This is a genomic window from Kitasatospora sp. NPDC085895 (assembly GCF_040702125.1).
Lineage (GTDB): Bacteria > Actinomycetota > Actinomycetes > Streptomycetales > Streptomycetaceae > Kitasatospora > Kitasatospora arboriphila.
The window spans coordinates 20,316-44,802 of sequence record NZ_JBFBJY010000048.1; the positions used below are offsets into that span (position 1 = coordinate 20,316).

Consider the following 24,487-nt stretch of genomic DNA (forward strand, 5'->3'; position numbering starts at 1 on the left):
CGCCGACCGCCGTCAGTGCAGCACCAGGCTGCCGGTGCGGACGGCCCGGCGCAGCGCCAGGCCGAGGGTGAGGTGCGCGGCGACGCCCCAGAGCAGGGCGACGCCCGCCTCGGCGAGCAGCGGCCCGAAGGAGAACGGGGCGCCCTCGGCGAGGCGACGCATCAGCGCGAGCCCGTGCGTGATCGGCAGGACGGCCGCCAGCCGGGCGGGCAGGCCGTCCTGCGGCACTGGTGTGGTGATGCCGCAGAGCAGCAGGTAGCCGATGGTCGTCCCGGCGGTGAGGTACATCCGGGACTCGGGGTGACGCAGCGAGATCCCGGCGAGCGTCAGCGCCAGGCAGTAACTGCTCAGGGAGACCAGCAGGTTGACGGCGACGACGGCGGGCAGGGCGGGCAGGTGCAGCGGCACCGGCAGCAGCAGCGGCACGACGGCGAGGGCGACGGACGAGGTGAGCATGCCGTCCAGCACCCAGTGCAGGCCGCGGGAGGCCAGCACCAGGAAGGGGTTCGCCCGGGTGACGAGCAGGAACTCCAGCGTGCCGGAGCGCCGTTCGCCGACGGTCGAGGAAACCACGCCGAGCGCGGCGAGCGGACCGAGGGCGGCGGCGTTGCCGAAGGCGATCTCACCGGTGGCCTGCGCGGAGCCCAGCAGGGTGCCGAGGGTCGCGAAGAACAGCACCTGGCAGAGCAGCCGGACGAGCCAGCCGCCCGCCCAGGAACGCCAGGTGAACATGGACCGGTAGTCCTGGTGACTGCTGAGCAGCCCGTGCCCGAACTGCCGCAGCGCGGTCGACAGGGCGACGGTGGTACTGCGGCGCTCAGGCATGGAGGGCCACCTCTCCGGAGCGGACGGACGCCAGGACCCTGCGCAGCACGAGCAGTCCGAGCAGCAGGTGCACGGCCACGAGGGCGGCGAGCAGGGCGACCCGCGGGCCGGCGGCCTGCGCGGTGCCGGCCGCGGCGTCGCGCAGCAGCTGGGCGCCGTGGGCGAGGAAGAAGCACCGGGCGACGGCCCGGACCGGCCCCGGCAGCACGCCGATCGGCACGATCAGCCCGGCCAGCAGGTAGAACGGGTAGGTCAGCGCGTTCTGCAGGGCCCGGGCCCCGCGGACGAGGATCATCACACCGCTGATCAGCAGGGCCGTCGCGGCCACCCCGAGCGCGGTCAGCACGGCCACCAGCAGGCAGAGCCCGGGCTCGGCGATCCGGACGGGCAGGCCGAACCCGAACCGCCCGATCAGCAGCACCTCGGCGAGCACGGGCAGCCCGAGCGCGGTGGTGGTGCCGACCCGGACGGCCAGCGCCGCGAGGTAGCGGCCGGGGGTGAGCAGCGAGGGCTCCAGGGTGCCCTCGCGGCGGTCGGTGTCGACCGTCTCGGCCGCGACGAAGACGGCGTGCGACCACAGGCTCATCAGGAAGGCGGTCAGGGCGACGGTGGTGGCCGCCGACTCCCGGTGGTGGTGCACGAGCGCGGAGAAGAACACCAGGGAGTACAGCGGGATGACGGCGAGCGTGGCGAGCAGGTCCGGTGAGCGGACGATCAGGACGGCCTGCATCCGGGCGGCGGCGATCAAACGACGAACTCCCGGTCCTCGATGACGGATCGGTACACCTCGGTGAGGCCGGGCACGGCGACCGAGATCTCCTCGGCGCGGGCCTCGACGAGCACGGCGAGGACCCGGGTGAGCGCCTCGGCGCCGTCCGGGCGGACGGTGACCGCGCCGCCCGGCCCGAGCTCCACCTCGGTGCCGGGCAGCCCCGCGAGGGCCTCGGCGGCGCGCGGCGGGACGCCGGTGGCGGTGACGGTGCGCCGGGCGGAGACCTCGGCGAGCAGGGTGTCGGCCGCACCCTGCCGGAGGATCGTGCCGTGGTCGATCAGCGCGAGGTGGGAGCAGAGCGCCTGCGCCTCGTGCATGTCGTGCGTGGTGAGCAGGACGGTCGTCCCGGCGTCCCGCAGTTCGCGGACGAGGGTGCGGAAGCCGGCCGCCGAGTGCGGGTCCATGCCGTTGGTCGGCTCGTCCATGACCAGCACCTCGGGGTCGCCGAGCAGCGCCCGGGCGAGGTGGACGCGCTGCACCATCCCGCGGGAGAAGGTCTCCACCCGGTCGCCGGCGCGGGCGGCCAGCCCGAGCCGTTCCAGGAGTTCGCCGGTGCGCCGTTCGGCGGCGCGCGCGTCCAGCCCCTGCAGCGCCGCCCAGTACGAGAGATTCTGACGAGCCGTCAGTCTGCCGTAGAGACCGCGGTCGCCGCCGAGCACCAGGCCGATCCGGCGGCGCACCTCGCGGGGCCGGCGGACGACGTCGTGGCCGGCCACCCGGGCCGTGCCGGAGGTCGGCAGCAGCAGGGTGGTGAGGATCCGCGACAGGGTGGTCTTGCCGGCCCCGTTCGGCCCGAGCAGCCCGAGCACCTGGCCGCGCTCGACGGTGAGGGTGACCCCTTCGAGGGCGGTGACCCGGCGTCCGCGCCGGGCCGTGAACGTCCGGCCGAGCCGGTCGGTCTCCACGACGGCCACCGTTCACCGCCCCCCGGTGCCGGCCGCGGCCGGCCAGGGGTCGAGCCGGTCGAGTTCGTCGAGCGCCCGGGCGTGACAGGCGGGGTCGACGAGTTCGCCCGTCACCATCAGGAAGTCGGCGACCGGGGTCCGCGAGATCAGCCCGCCGTCGAAGCGGTGGTGCACGGCGGCGCGGGGGACGCCGTCGCGCAGCGCGGTCAACTGCAGGCCGTGGATGGTGCGGCCGGCGGCGAGCCGGTCCTCGGCTCCCCCGGCGGACTCCGGGAGGTCCGCGGGCGCCGGAAGGGCGGCCCGGCGGTGCCGCTCGGCCGCGGCGGGCTCGCGCAGGGCATCGGTCAGCGCCGCCGGAACGGTCTCCCCGAGGCCGGGCCGTCCAGCGGTGAGCTCGCAGAGTTCGAGCAGCTCCGGGGCCAGGCAGTGGGCTGCCGCGCTGTCCGCGAGCGGGCCCGCGGCGGGCGCGAGCGGCGAGCCGAGAACGACCGCCAGGTCGATGGAGTCCCGGACGGTGAACGGGCGTTGGAACCGTTCCTCGGCGAGCGCCAGCAGGTCGGCGTGCACCTGGTCGGCGGGCAGTGCGGCCCGGACCGGAACGATGCCGGGCTCGCCGGCGAAGGCGAAGGTGGCCACCTCCACCTCGGCCTCGTGGTCCAGCAACGGGTCCTCGCCGTACCACCACAGGCCGACGAAGCGGTGGTCGACGGCGTCCTGGCGGAGTTCGGTGTAGACGGCGCCCTCGAAGGACTGCCGGCCGCCGAGCAGGGCGACGGCCTGCCAGAGCGCCGCCTCGTCGGGGACGACCAGGTCGAGGTCGCCCGGCGGCCGGAGCAGCCCGCCCGGGTAGTACCGGGCCAGCGACGGGCCCTTCATCACCCGCAGGCCCTCCACCGTGCCGACGAGCGCGACGAGTTCGCGGTAGTGCGCGGCGCGGCGGAGCATCCGGTCGAGTTCGCCGCGCGAACCGGTGCCCATCGGGACGCCCTCGCGCGCCGCGAGCGAGAGGACGAGCGGGGCGAGCACACCGCGGACCTGCCGGGAGGCGGCGAGCAGCGGCCGGACCCCGTCCCCGGGGTCGGTGCCGAGCAGCTCGTGGAGCAACGACAGCGTGAGCGGGAAGTCGGACTGCGGGTCTGCGGACATGACGTCTCCAAGGGGCGGTCGGCAGGGGGACCACTCAGGGGCGGGGGGAACTGCGCGGTCCGGGGGCGGTCGTACCGGCAATCAGGGCCGGCCCCTGGTTCGTACGGCGGCCCACATCCGAATTGCGCAGTTCTCCCCCAGCCTTCGGCCGGGAGGTGCCCCCACGCGCCCCTGACTCGGCTGCCCCCGGTGCCTCAGGGGCGGTCGGCGCGGCGGTAGCCGTAGGACTCCTGCCAGCCGTGGCGCCGCAGTGCGGACACCACAGCGGCGCCGGGGTCGGGGGGCAGGCCGGGGCCGGTGCGGTGGTGGCAGACGTGGCCGACCAGCGGCAGTCCGCACCGGGCGGCCTCGGCGGCGGCGACGGCCACCAGGGCGGGCTGGGCGGCCGGGATGTGCACGGGGTCCTCGATCAGGATGTCCACCAGGTCGACGAACGGGGTGCCGCCGGCGTCGTCGTAGGCGTCGGTGACGGCGGTGGCGTGGCCGATCGGGCGGTCGTGGCCGTCGGCCCAGGCCAGCCAGGTCCGCCGGGCGGGTGCGTGCAGGATCTCCTCGACCGCCTCGCGGACGGCCTCCTCGGCGACCTCCGTCCCGAGGTCGGCCTGGGCTCCGGAGACCGCGGTCGCCAGCCAGCCGCGGACGAGGTCCCGGTGCCGCCCGTCGTCCTCGGTGATCCGTACGGCGGGGGCGGCGGCCCGGCCCGCGGTCGCGGCGGCGTCCGGGGTGAGGTGGAGGTAGCTGATCAGCGGCTGCAGCCGCGGGTCGGCGGGCGTGCCGGCGGGGGTGCGCAGCACGGCGGCGGTGCAGTCGGGGTGGCGGGCGAACAGCTCGGCGAGCAGGCGGCCGGGGTCGGCGAGCAGGGCCGGGTCGGCGTGTTCGACCAGGCACTGCGTCTCACCGGTGAGCGGGTCGGTGTACGGTCCGGCGACCACCGGAAGGCCGTCGAAGCGGTGCAGCAGTCCGGCGTCCTCCGCGGCCGCCAGGTAGGCGGGGCCGACGGCGAACGGGTCCCGGCCGGGCCCGGTCGGCATGGTCGGGTCGGCGGCGGTGTTCACGCCGCCTCCGGGCGGACGACGACGACCAGCCCGTCGGCCAGCTCCCGTGCGGCGGCGGCGACCCGGGCCCCGGTCACCCCGCGCAGGGCGGCGATCTCCTCGTCCGGGTCGAGGTCCGTCCCGGTGAGGGCACGGCGCTCGGCGAGGGTGACGGCGCGGTCCAGCGGGGACTCGGCGGTGAGCACCGTCTCCACCACGGCCTGGTGGACGGCGGCCTCGACGGCCTCCTGCCCGGCCCGGCCGTCCGCGGTCTGCGCGAGGACCTCGCGGAAGGCGTCGAGCACCTTCGGGGCGTTCCCGGGTTCGGCGCCGGCGAGCATCCGCCAGGCCCCGGTGTCGCGGTAGCTGCGCGACCAGGAGCGGAAGGAGTAGGCGAGGCCGTCCTCGTTGCGCAGCCGCGCGTACAGCAGGGAGGCCGGGCTGGCGCCCAGCAGGTGGGCGAGGACGGTGTGGGCGTGCCGGCGGGGGTCGGTGGCGTGCGGGGCGCGGCCGCCGGCGAGCAGCCAGCAGAAGTCGTCGGGCCAGGCGTCGACCCCGCCGGGGCGGACCGGTCCGGGGCGGCCGGGTCCGTCCGGGCCGGCCGGGGCGACGGCGGGCAGCTCGCGCAGGCCACCGGCCTCCAGCGCGGCGGCGATCCGGCCGGCGGGCAGGCCGCCGACCACGGCGACGGCGAGCGGCGCGGTGGCGAGCGCGGCGCGGTGCGCGGCGCGGAGGTCCTCGGTGCCGATCCGCTCGACCGTCTCGGGGCGGCCGCCGACCGGCGAGGCGAGCGGGTGGCCCTCGAACAGCCGTGCCAGGAAGGCGTCCTGGACGGTGTCGGCGGGGTCGGCCGCGGCGGCGGCCAGTTCCTGGAGGACGACCCGACGTTCGGCGTCGAGGGCGGCCCGGGTGAGTTCGGGGCGCAGCAGGGCCCGGCAGACCAGTTCGGCGACGCGCTCGGCGTCCTGGTCGAGCACCTGGGCGTGGATCACCAGGGAGTCCGGGCCGGTCGCGGCGTTGCAGGTGCCGCCGAGGCGTTCGATGTGCTCGCACAGCGGGACACCGTCCGCGAGCGGGACGGACATCACCAGGTGTTCGAGGAGGTGCGCGGTGCCGGCGCCGGTCGCGGGGTCGTGCCGGGCGCCGTGGCCGAGGGCGACGGCGAGGCTGGTGGTGCGCAGGTGCGGCTGGTGCTCGACCAGGACGGGGACGCCGCCGGTCCAGGGGGTTTCGATCACGGTGCATCCCGTCGTGGGCGTGGGGCGCCGCGCACCGCGGCGCCGCCGGTGGCGGTGCGGGCCGGGGTGCCCGGGCGGCTGTGCGCCCGGGTCACCCCGGCCGGCGACGGCATTACTTGCCGGCGCGGACGTTGACCTTGTCCAGACGCGGACGCAGGCCGACCTTGTGGTTGCGAACCATGGTGTTTTCCTCCTCTCCCACACGGGACGGTTGTCGGGACATCCGGGGGATCTCCCGTTCCGCCGCGCTTTCCTGCGGCGGCGAGAGAACATAACCACGACCATCACTCATGAGTCAATAAACTCAGTCAAGGCGATGGCCGCGGCCCGCCCTACCAGGGCGTGATGACACCCTCGAGGATGGAGTCCTTCACGGCCGCCAGCTGCTCGAAACACTCCTGAGCTGCGGTTTCGTCGACCTCGACCGACGCGTCGACAGCCTCGGCCGGCCCGGATCCCTGCACTTCCCCTGCCATGACTCTCCTTGCACAAGCCCTCGCGATCACCGGAGGGCACCGTCGGTGCACCCGATCGGGCGCACCTCACGACCGATACTGACAGAACAACATGACTGTGATAGTCAATTTGCTTGTGACTGTGTCAATATCAACGGGGGCGACCGCCCCGGGGCTCGTCCTCGGCCACGCCGGGGCCGCCGGGCCGGCCCGCGCGCACGCGGCCGCGCTCGGCCGGCCCTTCCGGCCGACCGCCTCCCGGCAGGAGCTCGTCGAGGCCGTCGCGGCCGCCCCCGGCGCTCCGGCCTTCGTGCTGGCGCCCGAGGCCGAGCTCGACCTCGGCCTCACCGGCGAGCTCGCCGAGACCGCGCGCGCCCACGCCGTCCGGCTCGGCGTCCTGCCGCTGCCGCCCGACCCCGCGACCGCCGCCCGTCTGCTCGACCGGTCCGCCCGGGCCGCCGGGGCCGCCGGGGCCGGGCCGCGCCACCCCCACCGCACCCTGCACTACTGCGACTTCCGCAGCGAGGCCGTTCCCGGCCCGCGGCACTCCTACGGCTCCGCGGACTCGGACGCGTTCGTCGCCCGGCTCGCCGAGGGCGCCGAGGCCGTCGTCCTGCACGGCCACGGCAACGGCGCGGACTTCCGGGTCGGCCGGCACGTGCTCTGCCTGCAGGTCGACCCGCTCCGCCCGGCACCCGGCCGCCCCGGCGAGCAGTACCTACCCTGCCAGGGCGGCGGCCCCTGCCGGCTGGAGCACAAGACCGGCTTCCGCGCCTTCCACGGCGCCGGGGCCGTCCGCACCCGGCTGCTGGTGCTGCTCTCCTGCTCCGCCTGGCAGCCCGCCGGCGGACTGCTGGGCCCGCGCTTCCAGCTGGCCCGGCGGCTGCTGGACGGCCCGCACGTGGCCGGCTTCGTCGCCTCCACCCGGATCAACCACGGCACCCCGCAACTGGGCGCCGCCGTCGAGCGGCTGCTCGACACCGGCGCCCCGCTCGGCGAGGTCGCGCTGCGGATCAACCTGCTCGCCGGGGAGGGGCTCGCCTCCTACCTCTGCGTCGGCGACCCGGAGCTCCGCATCCCGGCCGACGCCGGACCCGGCAGCGCGGAGGCACCCGCGGCCGGCTCCCGCGCCCCGGCCCGCCGCGCAGCCCGCCCGGCCCCGGCCGGCGCCGTCGCTGCCGTGCCGGTGCCGGTACCGGACGAGCCGCGCGCCGCCCGGCGGCTGGTGCAGTCCCGGATCGTCCGCAGCGCCGTGGCCGCCGGCGACCGCCCGGACGCCGACCTCGCCCTCGCCGACCGCCTCGCCGCCGCCGCGCTCCGGCCGGACCCGGCCCCGGACGGCGAACTCGACCGCCTGCTCTGCGCGTTCCTCGGTGCCACGCTCGCCCGCCGCGGTCCCGACGTGCACGACTACCTCAGCGGCTCGGTCGGCTACAGCCCCGAGGAGCGCACCGGTCTGCTGCACCACTGCGGCCACCGCCTGCTGCGGCTGCGCATCGTGCCGCGCGACCTGCCCGCCGGCGCCCTCGCCCTGTACGTCTGCGAGCGCTGCGGCTCCGCCCACACCCTGCCACCCGGCGGCGAACCGCCCCGCGCCGTGCTCGGCCCGGCCACGCTCACCCTGCACCTCGCCCGGCCGCTCGCCGCCGGAGGCCGGTACACCGCGGCCCGGCAGCCGATCGGCGGCCACCCCGAGGCTGCCCTGCCGGTCGCCGAACTCGTCCCCGGCGCCCGGGAGATCACCGTGCCGCTGCCGCGGGACGGCGCCCCCGGGCTGCGCCGGATCGCCGTCGCGCTGGTCGCCGACGGCGAGTTCTCCGTCCACCAACTACCGCTCACCGACGACCGATCCACCCGCACGACACCACGAAAGGCAGGCCGGCCGTGCTGGACGCCCTGACGACCCGCTGGGACAAGGACCACCGAGACGGCACCCACCGCTCCCGAGCCCCCGCCGACACCCTGGCCGACTACGGCGGACGGATGGCCCGGATGGGCATCACCCGGCTGGCCAACATGACCGGCCTGGACTGGCTGGGCATCCCGGTCTACAACGCGATCCGTCCCAACTCCCGTTCGCTGTCCGTCTCCCAGGGCAAGGGGGCGACGCACGACGCCGCCCGGGTGTCCGCCCTGATGGAGTCGATCGAGTACTGGCACGCCGAGTTCTTCGAAGGCGCGCTGCGGCACGAGTCGTACCGCGAACTCGCCCGCCGGCAGCCCGTCCTGGACGTCTCGCGGCTGCCGCTGCGCGGCGGCCTCGACACCGTCGGCGAGGGCTCCCGGGAGACCCCGGCCCGCGCCGAACTCCGCACCGACCTGCCGATGCTGTGGACGGAGGGCTTCGACCTGCTCGCCGGGTCGCCGCTCTGGCTGCCGTACGACAACGTCCGGCTGAACAAGGTGGGCATCGACTACGCGGCGACCACCTTCCGGGTCAGCTCCAACGGCCTGGCCTCCGGCAACAACCTGGTCGAGGCCGTCATCCACGGCATCTGCGAACTCGTCGAACGCGACGCGCTGACCATGTGGTGGCAGGGTGTCCGCACGGCCGCCGACGTCGCACGGACCAAGCTCGACCTCGGCACCGTCACCGACCCGGTCTGCCGCGGGGTGCTGGACGCCTTCGAGGAGGGCGGCATCGAGGTCGCCGTCTGGGACGTCACCTGCGACACCGGCATCCCCACCTACCAGTGCTGCGTGGTGGAGCGCGCCGACCGGGTCGCCTGGCGGTCCTTCGGCGCCTGCTGGGGCTACGGCACCCACACCTCCCCCGAGGTCGCCCTCTCCCGCGCGCTCACCGAGGCCGCGCAGAGCCGGATCACCGTCATCGCGGCCAGCCGGGACGAGAACTTCCGCACCATGTACAAGGCGCAGAACGACGCACGGACCCTGGCCCGCACCCGCGAGGTGTTCTTCGCCGCCCCCGGCACCCTGCCCTTCGACACCGGCCGCGGCATCGACCACCCCACCCTCAACGAGGACCTGCGCGCCGTGCTGGAGCGGCTCTCCGCGGCCGGCATCGGGAACGTCGTCGCCGTCGACCTCACCAAACCGGAGATCGGCATCCCCACCGCCAAGGTCGTCGTGCCCGACCTCGAGTTCTACTCCCTGTTCATCGGCTACACGCCGGGCCGCCGGGCCCGGCGGCGGCTGCTCGGAGCCCAGGAGGCCACCCGGTGACCGTCCACGTCTTCCTCGGCCCCAGCCTGCCCGTGGAGCAGGCCCGCGCCGTCCTCGACGCGCAGTACCACCCGCCGGTCAGCTGCGGCGACGTCACCGAGCTGGTGCTCGACCGGGAGCCGCCGAAGGCGATCGTCCTGGTGGACGGCCTCTTCGAGCAGGTGCCGACGGTCTGGCACAAGGAGATCCTCTTCGCCCTGGAGCGCGGCGTGCGGGTCTTCGGCGCCGCCAGCATGGGCGCGCTGCGCGCCGCCGAACTCGCCGCCTTCGGGATGGAGGGCGTCGGCGGGATCTACGAGCGGTTCGCCTCCGGCGAGTACCAGGACGACGACGAGGTCACCATCGTGCACGCCCCCGCGGAGGACGGGTACGTGCCGCTCTCCGAGGCGATGGCCAACCTCCGCGCCGGGCTGGCGGCCGCGCTCGCCGCGGGCGCGGTCACCGCCGCCACCCACGACCTGCTGGTGGACGCCGCCAAGCGGCGCTTCTACCCGGACCGCTCCTGGGGCCGGCTGTACGCCGACGCGAAGGCCCTCGGCGTCGCGGAGGAGGAGACGGCGGCGCTGCGCGCGTACGTCCGGGAGCACCGGCCGGACGCCAAGCGCGCGGACGCCCTCGCCGTGCTGCGGCACGTCGCCGGGCTGATCGACGCCGGTCTGGAGCCGCCGGTCGTCGACTTCGCGCTGGAACCCACCTACTACTGGGAGAAGCTGCTCACGGTCGTCCGGCAGCAGCGTGCCGAACGCGAGCTGCACGAGCGGCTCGGCGCCGGGCCCGCGGAGGTCTACCGGCACCTCGCGGAGCACCGGCCCGCCGTGCTGCGGGCCGCGCTCTGCGACGTGCTCGCCGGGCAGGAGTCCGCCCGGCTCGGCCTGCTCCTCCCCGAGGAGCGGACCGTCCACCACCGGACGGTGCTGGACGGCACCGCCGTGCCGGAGGCCCTGCGCGACGGCCTCGCCGTCCGCGAGGCCACCGCGGAGGCGCTGACCGGCCGGCTGCGCGCCTCGCTCGCCGGGCCGGTGCTCGCCCGGCTGGAGCGGGACGGCCTGGCCGGGCCGGTGGCCGCCGCACTCGCCGCCCCGGACTCCCCGGACACCGCGGCCGGCGCCCCGGCCCGGGGCGTACCGCTGCCCGCGGGCCGCCGCGAGTGACCCGGCCCGGCAACGGGACCGCCCCCGGCACCGTGCAGGTGCCGGGGGCGGTGTGCGTGCGGTGTGCGTACCGCCGGCGGGATCAGCCTCGGCGGGCGGCGGCGACCAGGGCGGCCACATGGCCGACCGCGTCCGCCACCGGCACCTGCACGGTCTCGCCGGAGGCCCGGTCGACGACCTCGACCACGCCCTCCTTCAGACCGCGCGGGCCGACGGTGATCCGGTACGGGATGCCGACCAGCTCGCAGTCGGCGAACTTCACGCCCGGGCGCTCGTCCCGGTCGTCGAGGACGGTGTCCACGCCGGCCTCGCGCAGGTCCCCGTAGAGGCCCTCGACGACCTTGGTGGTGCCCTCGTCCGCCTTGCCGATCGGCACGATCACGACCTCGAACGGGGCGACCGACACCGGCCAGACGATGCCCTTCTCGTCGTGGTGCGCCTCGACCACCGCGGCGATCGCGCGCTCGACGCCGATGCCGTAGCTGCCCATGATCGGCTTGACCCGCTCGCCGTCCGGGCCGAGCACGGTGATGTCCAGCGCGTCGGTGTACTTGTAGCCGAGCTTGAAGATGTGGCCGACCTCGACGGTGCGCACCACCTGCAACGGCTCGCCGCAGGTCGCGCAGGGCTCGCCGGCCGAGATCTCGCGGAAGTCCGCCCAGCCGGTGGCGGTGATGTCCCGGGCGACGTCGACGCCGCTCAGGTGGACGCCGTCCTGGTTGGCGCCGGTGGTCATCGAGCGGCGGCCGCGCAGCGCCTCGTCCACCCACACCGGCAGGCCCTCGACGCCGACGGCGCCCAGGCTGCCCGGGGCGGCGCCGAGCGCCTCCTTGATCTCCTCCGGGGTCGCCGGACGCACGGCGCGGGCCGCGGTGGCGTCCAGGAGCTTCTGCTCGACCAGGGCGTGGTCGCCGCGCATCAGCACCAGGGTGAGGGCGCCGTCCAGCACGTAGACCAGGGTCTTGATCTGGCGGTCGGCGGGCACGCCGTGCTTGGACGCCAGCTCCTCGATGGTGCGGGCCTCCGGGGTGTCGAAGGGCTCGGGAGCGGCGGGGCCCTCCGGGTCCTCGACGGCCGGCAGGGCGGCCGCGGCCTTCTCCATGTTGGCGGCGTAGCGGCAGGCGGTGCAGTGCACGACCAGGTCCTCGCCGGCCTCGGTCGGCGACATGAACTCGACCGAGGCGGAGCCGCCCATGGCACCGCTGGAGGCCTGCACCGGGATCGCGGGCACGCCGAGGCGGGCGAAGATCCGGGTGTACGCCTCGTGGTGCAGGTCGAAGGAGCGGTCCAGCCCGGCCTGGTCGAGGTCGAAGCTGTACGAGTCCTTCATGGTGAACTCGCGCACCCGCAGCAGGCCCGACTTCGGCCGCGGCTCGTCGCGGAACTTGGTCTGGAACTGGTACCACATCTGCGGCAGCTGCCGGTACGAGGCGAGCTCGTCGGCGAGGGTGGTGAAGATCTCCTCGTGCGTCATGCCGAGGGCGATGTCGGCGCCCTTGCGGTCCTTGACGCGGAACATCTCGTCGCCCATGACCTCCCAGCGGCCGGACTTCTGCCAGATCTCCGCCGGGTGCATCGCCGGGAGCAGCCACTCCTGCGAGCCGATGCGGTCCATCTCCTCGCGCACGATCCCGACGACCTTCGACCGCACCCGGACGGCCAGCGGCAGCAGCGAGTAGTGGCCGGCCATCAGCTGGCGGACGAACCCGGCACGGACCAGCAGCCGGTGGCTCGCCGCGTCGGCGTCGGCCGGGTCCTCGCGCAGCGTCGGGGTGTACATCTGGGACCAGCGCATATCTGTCCGTCTTTCCTGTCTGGGTGTCAGAACTGTCCGGTGGAGGGCGCCGTGGCACCCGGGCCGGTCTCCGTCCTCCGCCCCGGCGGTGCGCGGGGCCGGACCCGGACGCCCGCCGGCCGGCTGCCGCGGCACCGGTGCGGCCGAGGTGAACGCTACTGGATCCGGCAGGCGGGGTGGGCGCGGACGGCCGGGAGGCACCCGCCCGATCAGGCGCCGCGCAGGCCGTCGAGGGCGTGCCGCAGGGTCTCCCGCAGCAGTGCCAGCTCGTTGCCGACCGCGATCAGGTCGAAGCCCTCGGCGGCGTACTGCCGGGCTTGCTCCGGCCCGCCGGCGAAGATCCCGGCGAGGCGGCCGTGCCGGCGGGCCGCGGCGAGTACGGCCGCCCGGGCCCGGTCCATCGCCGGGCCGGTCACCACGCCGGGCTGTCCGAGCGAGCAGGCCAGGTCGCCGGTGCCGACGAAGAGGCCGTCGACGCCCGGCACCGCCGCGATGGCGTCGGCCGCGGCCACCGCCTCGGGCGACTCGATCTGCACCAGGCAGGTGGTGCGCTTCGCCGCGTCCGCCAGGTAGCCGGGCAGGTCGTGGAACCAGCCGGAGGCGCGCGCCGGGTTGACGCCGCGGGTGCCGAACGGCGGGTAGCGGCAGGCGTCGGCCGCGGCCCGCGCCTCCTCGGCGGTGTCGACCTTGGGCACCATGACGCCGGCCGCGCCGAGGTCCAGCGCGTGCTCGACGTGGTGCCGGTGCAGGTACGGGACACGGACGAGCGGGGCGCAGGAGGAGCCGGTCAGCGCCTGCAGCATCGGCAGCAGGTCGCCCTTGGACATCGGCGAGGCCTCCAGGTCGAGCACCGCGAAGTCCAGCGGAAGGGTGCCGCAGAGCTCGGCCACCATGCTGCTGCCGCTGAGCAGGAAGAGGCCGAGCGAGGGCCCGTCCGGGCCGGTGCGGCGGGCGAGCGGCGGCCAGCCGTCGAACAGCGGATGGCGGCGGGTCTCGGGTGCGGTCACGTCGGTGTCCTCCGGGTCGGTTCGGCGGGTCGGTACTGCGGGCGGTCCGCCAGCGCAGTGAGCTCCGCCCAGAGCGCGGCGGGCACGGGGAAGGCGTCCGGGGTGCCGGCGGCCACGGTCGGGGCGCGGCCGGGCAACCGGGCGGCGGGACGGCCGGGGGCGGTCGGGACGGTCCGCAGGTGCGCCTCCAGCCGGGCCGCATCCCGGCCGACGGCCGCCGCGGAGCGGCCCAGCGCGTCCACCGGGAAGGCCGCGAACAGCCCGCCGTTGCCCGCGCCGCGGGGCCGGGCGGCGTGGCCGGCCCCGGCGACCGCCCCGGCCAGCACCTCGACCAGGGCGGCCAGCGCGTGGCCCTTGTGCTCGGCGGCGCCGCCGAGCGGGCGCAGCGCGGCCAGCGGCGGCTCGGTGTAGAGCAGCGCGGGGTCGGTGACGGGTCGGCCGTCCGGCCCGGTCAGCAGGTCCGGCGGGACGGGCCGGCCGGCCAGCAGGGCCGAGCGGACGGCGCCCTCGGCGGCGGCGCTGGTGCTCATGTCGACCACCAGCGGCGGACCGGGCGGGGCGGGGCAGGCGAGCAGGACGGGATTGGTCGCCCACACCCCGGCGGTGCCGCCGGCCGGGGCGACCCGGGCGCCGGCGCCGCGGAAGTTGACGAAGCCGAGCAGGACGAGCCCGCGCTCGGCGACCTCCCGGCCGAGCGGGGCGAGCCGGCCGAGGTGCCCGGCGCCGCGCAGCCCGACCACGACCGGGCCGAGGTCGGCGGCGCGGGAGAGCTCGGCCACCAGCCGGCGGCGGACCTCGGCGCCGGGGGCGTCGGCGCCGAGCAGCAGCGAGGTGGTCGGGCCGGTGCGGCGGACCCGGGGCCGGGCGGCCGGGGCGAGCCGTCCGGCCGCCGCCTCCGCCAGGTACTCGGGCACCCGCAGCAGGCCGTGCGAGGGCCGCCCGGCGAGTTCGGCGGCGACCAGGTCGTCCGCGGTCGCGGCGGCCGTCCGGGCCGGGAAGCCCGCCCCGGCGAGGGCCGCCCGGCAGACCGCGGCGGCCTCCGCGGCGGTCACCCGGTGGGCGGGTGCGGGGGCCGCAGGCGCATCGGGCGTCGCGGGTGCGGGCGCCGCAGGCGCATCGGGCGTCGCGGGTGCGACCGCCCGGGGTGCCAGGTCGGCGGCCTCCCGGGCGGCGATGGCGTCGACCACGCCGTCCAGGGTCAGGCGGTCGGTGTCGACCAGCCGCACCCCGGGGACGTCCGGCACCTCGGCGTCGAGGTGGCCCCAGGCGAGCCGGCCGTCGGCCTCCTGCATCTTGTGGTCGCCGCGGATGCGGGCGGCGAGCTGTCCGGGGCCGGCCCGCAGGCCGTAGAAGACCCACTCCAGGTCCGGGTCGGCGAGCAGGTCGGCGAAGCGGTCGAGGGTGCGTCCGGGCAGCATGACGCCGCTGACCACGACGACCTCGGCGCCCCACTCCCGGTAGGAGGCGAGCAGGGCGCGCAGGTTGCGGTCGATCAGCGCGTACTGGCGCTCGTCGGCCCGCCAGGGGTAGACGTCGGCGGCGGTGTCGGTGTCGATCAGCGCGGCGGGGCCGCGGTAGCGGCGGACCAGCCGGCGGCCGACCTCGGTCTTGCCTGCGCCGGGGGCTCCGGTGACCACGACGACCCGCAGCGGGGGCGGGCCGCCGGGGCGGGGCGGGGCGGTCACGTCCGCGGCGAGATGTAGGCGACGGAGGTGGTGGGCCGCCCGGTGACGGCGCAGGGCGCGGCCTCGGAGGCCTCGCGGAAGCCGAGCACCTCGCCGAGTCCCCAGCCGGCGACCTCCAGCACGGTCTCCCGGGTGTCGGCGAGCGGGGCGACGGCGACGCCGCGCTCCGCGAGCACCTCGCGGGCGGCGTCGGCCCGGTCGACCGGCCGGCACTGGCGGCGGGCGAAGCCGCGGGCCCGCCGCAGGTAGCCGGCGCCGACCTCGGCGACGGCGGCGGGCAGCAGGGCGGCCAGCGAGCCGAGGTCGTCGGGCAGCAGCACGGCCTCCTCGCGGGTGTCGCAGCGCACCACGACGGCCCGGATCCGGTCGCCGGGGCGCCGCCGCGGCTGCAGGTAGACCCGGAGCGGCACGCCCTGGCGGCGCCAGCGGCGGTGGTGCCGGCCGGCGGCCGTGCGGCCCTCGCCGGCCCGCAGTTCGCAGCGCAGGCCGCGGGCGGTGAGCAGGTCGACCAGCCGGCCGGCCTCGGCCTGCTGCTCGGCGTCGTCGGTGGTGAGGGTGAGTGCCACGTGCACGGGGGCGAGGTCGGGGTGGACGAGCAGCCCGCCCTCGGAGTCCATGCCGAGCATCAGGTGGGTGAGCACCAGGCGGCGGGTGAGCGCGCCGGTGACGTGGTGGGTGTGCCGGCGTTCGGCGCCCTCGCGGAAGCCGACGTCGTACAGCTCGGAGAAGCGGCTGCCCTGGCCGTAGAGGCAGCCGGTCTGCAGGGTGCCGCCGTGCGGCAGCGGCACGTCGCCGCCGATGGTGGTCTCGGAGACGGCGGTGTTGTTCGTCCACGGGGGCCGCCGGGACCACAGCACCGGGACGTGCATCTCGGTGCAGAGCCGGTCCGCCATGGCGACGGCGTCGGCGAGGCCCTCCCGGGCCTGCTCGGCGTCGGCGTAGCAGGCCTGGAACTCGTAGATGTCGGGGGCCTCGATCGCCCGGAAGACGCTGCGTCCGGAGCGGGCCGGGCGGAAGTAGCGGGCCCGGCGGTAGGTGCGCAGCGGCAGGTCGTGGCGGGAGCGGACGATCCGCGCCCAGTGGGTGTAGACGGCGCCCTCGCCGGTCGGGGTGAGCACCATGCGGCGCCGGTCGGCGGCCCAGTCGCCGTCGTCCCCGGCGTACAGCAGGGAGCCCTCCAGCGGCATGATCCGCCGGGTGGGTTCGAGCACCGAGTCGGGGACGAGCATCGGGTAGTCGTACTGCTCGTAGCCGTGCCGTTCGTAGGTGCGCATGGCGATCTCGTCGAAGCGGCGGATCAGCCGCATGCCGTGCGGCAGGGTGACGGTGGCTCCGGGCAGTTCGATCGGGTCCTGGTCGAGGACGTCGGCCTCGCGCAGCCAGCGGGCGAACCGGCCGAGGTCGAAGCCGCCGTCCTGGAGCGGGGTGTCGACCAGCGCCCGGACCTGCTGGCCGTCGTGCGGCGGGTGCCAGGGCAGCGCGGGCGCCGGGACGGGCGGCGGTTCGGGCAGCACCTCGCCGTGGTGCGGCAGCAGCGGGGCGGTGTCAGGCCGTGGCGGTCGCACGGGCACCCCCGCCCGTGCTCGCGGCGCCGAGTTCGGAGACGCACAGGCGGAACTTGCCGGTGGAGGACTCCGGCATGCGGGTCAGGCTGTCGAACTCGACGGTGAACGGGTAGCCGGTGTGGTGCCGGATGCGCTCGGTGAGTTCGGTGGCGGTGCCCTTGCGCAGGCCCTCCGGCGTGTAGACCTTGATCTGCAGGCGGTCCGGCTCGCTCTGCACCACCTGGAACCAGTGCACCTCGGGGAAGCGCATGAACAGGTAGGAGAACAGGTAGGCGTCGATGTGGTCGCCGGACGGGGTGACGATGAGGTCCTGGAGGCGGCCGGCGACCGGGGTCATGCACGGGTAGGGCAGCGCGGAGGTGTGCGGCAGCGGCGCCGCGAGGTCGCTGGTCTCGTAGCGGATCAGCGGCATGGAGCGGTTGTTGAGGGTGGTGAGGACGAGCCGGCCGGTCCGCCCCTCCTCGCAGGGGTCGCCGTTCTCGTCGAGGAACTCGACGAAGACGTTCTCGGACTGGATCAGCATCGGCCCGCCGCCGGGCTGTTCGTGCGACACGATGTTGGTCTCCCGCATCCCGTACTTGTCGTAGACGTCGCAGTCGAGCACCCGGCCGATGGTCTCCCGCAGGGCGGGCGGCAGCGGTTCGGAGGTGCCCTGGACGGCGCGCAGGCCGGGGATCCGGACCTGGCGGCGCTCGGCCTCCTTGGCGATCAGGTGCATGGCGTTGGAGTAGGTGCTGACCAGGGCGGGCCGGAAGCGGACCAGCCGGTCGAGCACGGAGTCGATCAGCTGCGGGGACAGCCGGAAGGTGTTGAACTCCCGCCGGTTGGTGAGCAGGTTCTCGGCCCGGTCGGTGAGCTGCTTGAACGACCAGTAGATCTCCGAGCCCCACAGCAGGACGAACGGGTCGCCCAACTGCCAGCCGCTGCACCACTCGTAGGTGCGCAGCTGGTGGGCGCGCATCCACAGCCGGAAGTCCGCGTCCTGCTGGAACTGGGCGCGGCGGCCGGTGGAGCCGGAGGAGAAGTTGGTCTGCAGGGTGGCCCGGTCGGCCTCCGAGGAGAGCAGGGCGTCCTGCTCGCGGAGCAGCACGTCGCGGCTGAGCACCGGGAGCTTGCGCAGGTCGGCCGGGGACTCCAGGTCCCGCAGCCCGCGCTCGTCCATGATCCGCCGGTAGTACGGGACGGTCCGGTAGGCGTGCCGGACGGTGGCGCGGAGCTTGTCGAACTGCAGCTCGGCGATCTCGGCCGGGGTGCGCTCCTGGTTGGCGCGGAGCCACTCCAGGCGCTCGCGGACGGAGCCGCGGCCGCGCAGGCGCTGCTCCTGCCAGTAGAGCGGGCCGGCTATTCCTCGGGGAAGATGCATGGCTGACGGCCTTTCAGCGGCGGTGGATCCGCCGGTAGCGGGTCAGGGGCAGCGGCGGCGGGCCGCAGGGGGCGGCGCACCCCGGGCGGGCGGCGAGCCAGGCCGCCCGCCGGTCGGCGAGCTCCTCGATCCGCCCGCCGAACCAGGCGGCGAGGATCGCCGAGTGGCTGTACGAGGTGCGCGGGTCCTCGATGTCGTGGTTGTCGTCCCAGTCGTAGAAGACGGCGTCGCGGCCGGCGGCGAGGGCACCGGTGATCTCGGCGACGACGGCGTCGGGCACCAGCCGGTCCAGGACGTGCAGGTAGGCGGGCAGGTAGACCAGGTAGCGGGCGGTCACCAGGTCGGTGGGGCGCCCGGCGAAGCTGACCGTGGAGGTCGCGTAGTCGAAGCCGGGGCCGCGCAGGTGGTCCGGCGGCCGCTTCTCGGCGGGCCGGGCGAGCAGGCTCAGGTCGGTGCGGCCGTCGACGAGTTTGAGCGCCTGCCAGACGTTCTCCAGCGACTGGGAGGTCTGCGCGGTGCCGGGCACCGGGATCCGCCAGCGGCGGTCGCGGTGGAAGGGGTTCATGGTGGCGAACCGGCGCATCGAGGCGGGTGCGGCCTGGCAGGTGTCGATCAGCAGGCCGTCGCCCGCGCCGAGGGCGAGGCCCTCGGCGCGGGAGACCGCCCGGGTCGTCCCGGCACCCGGCCCGGCCGTCGTCGCGGCGGTCGTCGCGGCGGTCATCGCGGTGCGGCGGCGGGTCGGGCGGCGGCCGGCTCGGTGAGCAGGTCGGCGGCGGCCCGCCCCGGGTCGGCGGTGGGGCGCAGCTCGATCCACCGGCCGTGCCGCCGGACCTCGTGGTACCGCTCCGGGGTGCTGCGGCAGCGCAGCTCGGCGGCGTCGAGGGCGGCCGCGGACCCGTCGGCCGGCACCAGCCGGACCCGGTCCTCGCGCACGTAGGCGGCGAGGCCGTCGGACTCGCCGGCCGGCCGCCACTGCGGGCGCGGCCCGGGGTAGGCGTTGCCGCGCTCCCAGTCGACCAGCCGGACCCCGGCGGCGGCCGCCGCCCGGCGCAGCGGCTCGGGCAGTTCGGCGAACGGCACCACCACGACGGCGGCGCCGAGCCCGGCGTAGACGGCGAGCTCGTCGGTGCGCGGCAGGTCGGTGAGGTACACCACCAGCGGCCCGGCGGGCAGTTCGGCGGGCATCGCCGCGGCGAGCGCCTCGGCGAGCCGCCACTCGCCGTCGTCCTCGGCGGCGGCGAGCGGTCCGGCCGCGGTGCCGCTGCCGGGGACGACGGCGTACGCGCGGGAGCGCCCGGGGCTGCCGAGGACGGACTCCTGCAGCGGCCGGAGCCAGTCGGCGTGGGTCTCGAAGGACCAGGCGTAGTCGAGGTCCTCCTTCTCCAGCATCAGGGTGCTCATGTTGTGGACGTCCAGCGGGGCCTCCAGCGGGGCCCGCTCGACGGTGAAGCCCGCCTCCTGAAGGAAGGTCTCGCGGCGGCGGTTGTTGCTGAGCAGCCGCACGGAGTCGACGCCGAGGTGGCGCAGGATCGCGGCGACCGGCTCGTAGGAGCGGGCGTCGACGGGGGCGTCGAGGCGGCGGTAGACGGCCTCGGTGTCCAGGCCCTCCTGCTGGCGCATCGCGTAGATGGCGAAGTGCGCGGCGATGCCGAGGCCGCGCGCGTCCTGGTCGATGCCGTAGAGCAGCAGGCCGCGGCCCTGCCGGGCGAAGGTGTGCATGGCCTCGTCCAGCTGGTAGCCGCAGTCGCACTGGGCGGAGCGCAGCACGTGGCCGAAGAGGCACGCGGACTCGATGCGCAGCGGCACCGGGGTGCCGTCGTGCAGGTCCCCGGTGTGGACGGCGGCCCATCGATCCCCGTCGAAGTCGAAGTGCCACAGGACGAAGGGGGTTTCGCCGCCGGCCCAGCGCAGCGGCAGGTGGGCGGGGCCGTCCGGGCGGGGTGCGGTGGCGGTCATCGGGCGGCCGCCTCCTCCAGCGCCCCGCCGGCGAGGAGTTCCTCGTCGCGGACGAGCACCATCCGGGTGTGCGAGTCGATGGGGTGGTGCGGCACGCCGAAGGCGAGGAAGTCCAGCGGGTTGTCGTCGATCGGGCCCCGGACGCCGTGCGGGTACTCGGCGGGGACGTAGATGGAGTCGCCGGTGCGCAGCACGTAGTCCCGGCCGTCGATGTGCAGGGCTCCGCGGCCGTTCAGCACGTACAGCAGGTGGGCGCCCTCGTGGACGTGCAGCGGGAAGGCGGTGCCGGGCTGCATGGTGATCCGGTCGACGCCGATCGGCAGGCCGCCGGGCAGGACCGCGCCGGCACCGGCCACGCCGGTGATGTCGGCGAGGTGCACCCCGGCGTCGTCGTACATCGTCCGGCGTGCGCCGTCGAGGACGTTGAGGATGTGTTCGTCGGGGCGGAAGACCTGGTTCATGGGGCAACTCCTCGGTGGGACTGGGGTGCGGCCGGGACGGGGATGCGGTCCAGCAGGCCGGACTCCTCGACGTAGCGGGCGCGCCGGTCGTAGAGCGTCCGGAGCATCCCGGCGGAGCCGTCGTAGCCGGACGGCAGCGGCGAGTCCGCGATCGCGGCGAGCATCGGGAGCCCGGTGACGGCGGTGAGCCGGCGGGCCGTCGGCGCCACCCGGGCGGTGCCGCCGATCTGGTTGAGGACGAACCCGTGCAGCAGGGCACGGAGTTCGGGGACGAGCAGGCCGGTGAGGCCGGCCAGGGCGGCCAGGTGCCCGGAGCGCCGCGGGTTGGTCACCAGGACCACCGGCAGGCCCGCGCGGGCGGGCAGCACCTGGTTGGCGAGGTCGTCGGCGGGCTCCAGCTCGCCCGCGCCCGCGGCGCCCTCGACGAGCAGCCAGCGGCCGCCCGTGCGGACCTTGTCGTAGCCCTGCTGCACGGCCTCCTCGCAGTGGCGGCGCAGTGCGGCGGGCAGTGCGGCGGCGTCGAGGCTGTCCTCGCCGGCTACCGGCGCGGTGCCGACCAGCCTGCCGCGCACCCAGAGGTCGCCCTCGGGGGCGCCCGGGTACGGGAGGTCGACCAGCACCGGGTTGTTCCACCACCGCACGGGGAGCCCGGCGGCGGCGCAGTTGTGCAGGACGCCGCGCCGCCAGGGGGCGACCGCGGTGTACGCCGGGTCGTCGGGCGCGACCACGGCGGTGGCCTTGAACGGCTCGCAGGGCACGCCCCTGGTGTGCAGGGTGCGCAGGATGCCGATGCCGATGCCGGTCTTCCCGGTTCCTGCGGCCGCGCCGAGGACGGTCATCCCGTTCGGCGCGGGCGCCTGCTGTACGGGATCCATGCGGTCACCGCTCCTTCGCCGTGGCCGGACCGGCCGGTCCGGGTTCCCGGGAAGTCCGTGCACGGCCCGCGGCACGGTGCTCCCCCTGTACGCCGAGCACACTCGCAGGTTTGTGACAGTTCAGTCAAGTAGTCAGTCACATTCATGACAGCGCCCCGTCGATGGTATTTGACAGATGAGATGACCAGCGGTGTCATAAATGCGCGACAGCACAGACGGAACAGTTCCAGGCCCGCGGCCCGACCGCGGTCCGACACGGAAGGACGGCCGGCCTTGGCCGAATTCGACTACCGGCGCACCGCACTCCTGGTCATCACGCCCGACGCCGTGCGCCGGCACCTGGCCGGGCAGGTCGTGGCCCGGGTGCGGGCGGCGGGGTTCACCGTCGCCGGCCACCGGCTCTGGCCCGCCGCGCCCCCGGGGCTCGACCCGTTCCACCGGCGCAACGAACCGGTCGCCCGCGACCCGGGGCTGCGCCGCACGGTCGAGGAGCTCTTCGACCTCGGCCCGCTGCTCGCCCTCGCCGTCCAGGAGGGCCCCGGCCGCCCGGCCGACGGCGTCCACCGGCGGCTCGCCGAGCTCAAGGGCCGCGGCGACCCCGCCTGGTCGGCGCCCGGCTCCATCCGCAAGGACCTGGGTTCGATCAACACCGTGCTCAACATCGTCCACTCCTCGGACGACGCCGAGGACACCGCCCGCGAGGCCGCGCTCTTCCTGGAGGCCGGCCCCGGGCTCCCCGAGACCGGCCCGGCGGCCCTGGACGCCGCCGTCCGCGCCGCCGAGCGTGGCCGCCCCCGCGAGGAGCGCGGCCACGACGAGGTGCTCGGCGGCGTGCGCGCCCGGGTGCTGACCGCCGTCCGGCCCGGACTGCCACCCCGGCTGCGCGAGCACGCCGACCGGTGGTGCGACCGCCACGGCGGGGCCGGACTCGCCGGCCCCGGCGGCGGCACCCTGCTCGCCGGGCTGCTGCCGCCCGGCCACGGCATCGACGGCCTCCTCGCGCCGCCCCCGCCGGGCAGCACCCCCGAGCGGCCCGTCCCCGCGGTGGAGACCGCCGCCCTCACCGCGCTCGGCGTCGCACTGGACCCGTGGGAGCACCTCGTCCTCGGCACCTCACGGCACTACCCGCCGCCCGCGGCCGCACCGCCCCGCACCGCCGCCGCACCCGCACCCGCACCCGCACCCGCACCCGCACCGACGACCTAGGAGCCGACCCCGTGTCCGACCTCACCCAGCAGCAGCGCGACAGCTACCGCGAACAGGGCTTCCTCGGCCCGCTCACCCTGATGTCCGTGGCGGAGATGGAGGCGCTGCGCCCCGAACTCGCCGCCGTGCTCGACACCCCCGGCCGCGCGCCCGCCCCCGCCGCCGAGCAGGTCGAGGGACGGCTCGCCGGCCTGGTGGCCGGCCGCAGCGGAGGCGAGAGCCCGGTGCCGTACATGGAGAGCCGTCACCTCGACTCCCCGGCCGTGCACCGCCTGATCACCCACCCCGCCCTGCTGGCCGCCGCCCGCGCGCTGTACGGCGAGGACCTGCTGGTGTGGCGGTCGACCTTCATCGCCAAGGCCTCCGGCGGCCCCGAGTTCCAGTGGCACCAGGACTGGGGCGGCGTCTACGCCCCCGGCGAGGAGTACGGGCTGGAGCCGCCGCTGCACTTCACCTTCTGGATCGCCGTCAGCGACGTCACCGAGGACAGCGGCTGCCTGCGCTTCGTCCCCGGCACCCGGGCCGTGCTGCCCGCCCGGCCGTCCGGCCCCGGCCGCCGGGCCACCCTGCTCGTCCCGCCGGAGCACGTGGACGAGAGCCGCGCCGTCTCCCTGCCGCTGCGGCCCGGCCAGTGCGCCGTCTTCACCGACCGGGCGCTGCACGCCTCCGGCGTCAACACCTCGGGCACCGAACGGCTCGCCCTGGCCGTCCGGATGACCGTGCCCGCGGTCAAGGTCCGCCCGCACTTCCCCGGCCACGCCTGCACCCTCGTCAGCGGCCAGGACCGGGCCGGCCTCAACCGGCTCGCGGAGCCGCCGCGGTGAGCGCACCCGCCGCGCACCCGCCCGAGCCGCTCGACCCGGCCCTGCTCGCCCCGCTCGACCCCGAGCAGGCGCTGCACCTGCTGGACGGGCTCACCTGGCTGCCCGCCGCCGGCCCCGACCGCTGGCGGCGGGTCGCCGACCACCTCGCCGCCCGCCTCCCCGACCGCCCGGCGCCCGCACCGCGGGACTGCCGGGACGCCGCCCGGGCCCTGGCCGCCGCCCTCGGGGAGCCGGGCGGCGCCGGGGCGCTGTACCGCGCGAAGTACGACCTCATCGCGCTGCTGCACCCCGACCCGTGGTTCACCTTCCTCAACATGGGCCACTGCACCGCCGGCCCCGACGGGCCGGACCCGTGCGCCGACCCGGAGCTTCCCGGCACCGGGCGGCACGGCGGCGCGCTGTACGACCTCACCGCCGCGCCCGCCCCGCTGGAGGGCGCGGCGGTGCTGGACGTCGGCTGCGGCCGCGGCGGCGGCACCGCCCGGCTCGCCCGCACCCGCCTCCCCCGCACCGTCACCGGCCTCGACGCCTCGCCCCGGAACGTGGCGCTCTGCCGGCGCGACCACACCGCCCCCGGACTCGACTTCCGGTACGGCGAGGCCGACCGGCTGCCCCACCCCGACGCCTCCTTCGACGCCGTGGTCTCGGTGGAGTCCGTGCACTGCTTCCCCGACGCCGGACGCTTCCTCGCCGAGGCCGCCCGGGTGCTCCGGCCCGGCGGGCACCTGCTGCTCGCCGACGAGTGGCCGGCCGCGGACGCGCACGGCCCGGCCCGCGCCGCCGCCGCGGCCGGGCTGCGCGTCGAGGCGGTGGAGGACATCACCGCCGGGGTGCTCCGCTCGCTGGACCGCCTGCCCGCGGAGGCCGCCCGGCTGCTCGGCACCCTGGACGAGGGACCCCGTGCCGCCTACGCCCGCTTCTTCGCCGACCGGGTCGGCCGCGACTCGGCGGGCCTGTACCGTTCCGGGCGCTGCGTCTACCTGCGGCTGCACGCCCGCCGGGAGGGCTGAGCCGGTGACACCCCACGGCCCGCCCCGGACG

22 protein-coding genes are annotated in these 24,487 nt (G+C 76.2%); 6 read left to right on the forward strand and 16 right to left on the reverse strand.

The window, feature by feature from the left end; all coding sequences use genetic code 11:
* Window positions 1-12 precede the first annotated feature (12 nt).
* The 7 genes from AB0442_RS26215 to AB0442_RS26245 all read right to left on the reverse strand — a co-directional run bounded on the left by AB0442_RS26215 (window position 13) and on the right by AB0442_RS26245 (window position 6,396).
* Window positions 13-825, reverse strand: coding sequence for a hypothetical protein (locus AB0442_RS26215; protein ID WP_366165777.1), 813 nt, complete (start codon window positions 823-825; stop codon window positions 13-15).
* Window positions 818-1,573: an ABC transporter permease gene (locus tag AB0442_RS26220; RefSeq protein ID WP_344625397.1), complete on the reverse strand. Its 756-nt coding sequence runs from the start codon at window positions 1,571-1,573 to the stop codon at window positions 818-820. Before AB0442_RS26220 ends, AB0442_RS26215 begins: the two co-directional genes overlap by 8 nt.
* Window positions 1,570-2,502 (reverse strand): ABC transporter ATP-binding protein, encoded by a 933-nt coding sequence (locus AB0442_RS26225; protein ID WP_366165778.1) that lies wholly within the window; start codon window positions 2,500-2,502, stop codon window positions 1,570-1,572. Before AB0442_RS26225 ends, AB0442_RS26220 begins: the two co-directional genes overlap by 4 nt.
* A gap of 12 nt (window positions 2,503-2,514) precedes the next feature.
* Window positions 2,515-3,648, reverse strand: coding sequence for a hypothetical protein (locus AB0442_RS26230; protein ID WP_366165780.1), 1,134 nt, complete (start codon window positions 3,646-3,648; stop codon window positions 2,515-2,517).
* Between the two features lie 194 nt (window positions 3,649-3,842).
* Window positions 3,843-4,703 (reverse strand): hypothetical protein, encoded by an 861-nt coding sequence (locus tag AB0442_RS26235; RefSeq protein ID WP_366165781.1) that lies wholly within the window; start codon window positions 4,701-4,703, stop codon window positions 3,843-3,845.
* The gene (locus AB0442_RS26240; protein WP_366165782.1) at window positions 4,700-5,920 is read right to left on the reverse strand and encodes a pitrilysin family protein; all 1,221 of its coding nucleotides are present in this window, start codon (window positions 5,918-5,920) and stop codon (window positions 4,700-4,702) included. Before AB0442_RS26240 ends, AB0442_RS26235 begins: the two co-directional genes overlap by 4 nt.
* Before the next feature lie 332 nt (window positions 5,921-6,252).
* A complete protein-coding gene (locus tag AB0442_RS26245; protein WP_344625392.1) occupies window positions 6,253-6,396 on the reverse strand; it encodes a hypothetical protein in 144 nt (47 codons plus the stop codon).
* Between the two features lie 121 nt (window positions 6,397-6,517).
* Here AB0442_RS26245 and AB0442_RS26250 point away from each other — a divergent pair, with 121 nt between their 5' ends.
* Genes AB0442_RS26250 through AB0442_RS26260 form a run of 3 tightly spaced genes read left to right on the forward strand, consistent with a single transcriptional unit; the run spans window position 6,518 to window position 10,709 of the window.
* On the forward strand, window positions 6,518-8,275 hold the full coding sequence (locus AB0442_RS26250) for a hypothetical protein (RefSeq protein WP_366165784.1): 1,758 nt from the start codon (window positions 6,518-6,520) through the stop codon (window positions 8,273-8,275).
* The gene (locus AB0442_RS26255; RefSeq protein WP_363543734.1) at window positions 8,260-9,558 is read left to right on the forward strand and encodes a YcaO-like family protein; all 1,299 of its coding nucleotides are present in this window, start codon (window positions 8,260-8,262) and stop codon (window positions 9,556-9,558) included. Before AB0442_RS26250 ends, AB0442_RS26255 begins: the two co-directional genes overlap by 16 nt.
* Window positions 9,555-10,709 (forward strand): TfuA-like protein, encoded by a 1,155-nt coding sequence (locus AB0442_RS26260; protein WP_366165786.1) that lies wholly within the window; start codon window positions 9,555-9,557, stop codon window positions 10,707-10,709. Before AB0442_RS26255 ends, AB0442_RS26260 begins: the two co-directional genes overlap by 4 nt.
* Window positions 10,710-10,791: 82 nt before the next feature.
* Here AB0442_RS26260 and AB0442_RS26265 read toward each other — a convergent pair whose 3' ends face one another.
* The 9 genes from AB0442_RS26265 to AB0442_RS26305 form a co-directional block, all read right to left on the reverse strand.
* Window positions 10,792-12,504 carry a proline--tRNA ligase gene (locus tag AB0442_RS26265; RefSeq protein WP_366165788.1) on the reverse strand — a complete coding sequence of 571 codons (1,713 nt, stop codon included), beginning with the start codon at window positions 12,502-12,504 and terminating at the stop codon, window positions 10,792-10,794.
* A 209-nt stretch (window positions 12,505-12,713) separates the two neighbouring features.
* Window positions 12,714-13,511 carry an aldolase/citrate lyase family protein gene (locus AB0442_RS26270; RefSeq protein WP_366165790.1) on the reverse strand — a complete coding sequence of 266 codons (798 nt, stop codon included), beginning with the start codon at window positions 13,509-13,511 and terminating at the stop codon, window positions 12,714-12,716.
* Entirely contained in the window at window positions 13,508-15,196 is a 1,689-nt protein-coding gene (locus AB0442_RS26275) for an Ldh family oxidoreductase (RefSeq protein WP_366165792.1), read from the reverse strand. Before AB0442_RS26275 ends, AB0442_RS26270 begins: the two co-directional genes overlap by 4 nt.
* Window positions 15,193-16,761 carry a hypothetical protein gene (locus tag AB0442_RS26280; RefSeq protein ID WP_366165793.1) on the reverse strand — a complete coding sequence of 523 codons (1,569 nt, stop codon included), beginning with the start codon at window positions 16,759-16,761 and terminating at the stop codon, window positions 15,193-15,195. Before AB0442_RS26280 ends, AB0442_RS26275 begins: the two co-directional genes overlap by 4 nt.
* A complete protein-coding gene (locus tag AB0442_RS26285; protein WP_366165795.1) occupies window positions 16,742-18,124 on the reverse strand; it encodes a hypothetical protein in 1,383 nt (460 codons plus the stop codon). The genes AB0442_RS26280 and AB0442_RS26285 overlap by 20 nt, the downstream gene beginning before the upstream one ends.
* Before the next feature lie 13 nt (window positions 18,125-18,137).
* Entirely contained in the window at window positions 18,138-18,845 is a 708-nt protein-coding gene (locus AB0442_RS26290) for a hypothetical protein (protein WP_366165797.1), read from the reverse strand.
* Window positions 18,842-20,080, reverse strand: a complete 1,239-nt coding sequence (locus AB0442_RS26295; protein ID WP_366165799.1) for a hypothetical protein — start codon at window positions 20,078-20,080, stop codon at window positions 18,842-18,844. Before AB0442_RS26295 ends, AB0442_RS26290 begins: the two co-directional genes overlap by 4 nt.
* Window positions 20,077-20,541, reverse strand: coding sequence for a cupin domain-containing protein (locus AB0442_RS26300; protein WP_366165800.1), 465 nt, complete (start codon window positions 20,539-20,541; stop codon window positions 20,077-20,079). The genes AB0442_RS26295 and AB0442_RS26300 overlap by 4 nt, the downstream gene beginning before the upstream one ends.
* Window positions 20,538-21,416: a hypothetical protein gene (locus AB0442_RS26305; RefSeq protein WP_366165801.1), complete on the reverse strand. Its 879-nt coding sequence runs from the start codon at window positions 21,414-21,416 to the stop codon at window positions 20,538-20,540. The genes AB0442_RS26300 and AB0442_RS26305 overlap by 4 nt, the downstream gene beginning before the upstream one ends.
* Window positions 21,417-21,689: 273 nt before the next feature.
* On the opposite strand from AB0442_RS26305, the gene AB0442_RS26310 reads away from it, so the two are divergent.
* The 3 genes from AB0442_RS26310 to AB0442_RS26320 are packed head-to-tail and all read left to right on the forward strand — an operon-like array spanning window position 21,690 to window position 24,456.
* Window positions 21,690-22,622 (forward strand): nucleoside-diphosphate kinase, encoded by a 933-nt coding sequence (locus tag AB0442_RS26310; protein WP_366165803.1) that lies wholly within the window; start codon window positions 21,690-21,692, stop codon window positions 22,620-22,622.
* An 11-nt stretch (window positions 22,623-22,633) separates the two neighbouring features.
* Complete coding sequence (locus tag AB0442_RS26315; protein ID WP_366165805.1) at window positions 22,634-23,446, forward strand: phytanoyl-CoA dioxygenase family protein; 813 nt, start codon at window positions 22,634-22,636, stop codon at window positions 23,444-23,446.
* On the forward strand, window positions 23,443-24,456 hold the full coding sequence (locus tag AB0442_RS26320; protein ID WP_366165806.1) for a class I SAM-dependent methyltransferase: 1,014 nt from the start codon (window positions 23,443-23,445) through the stop codon (window positions 24,454-24,456). Before AB0442_RS26315 ends, AB0442_RS26320 begins: the two co-directional genes overlap by 4 nt.
* Window positions 24,457-24,487 lie beyond the last annotated feature (31 nt).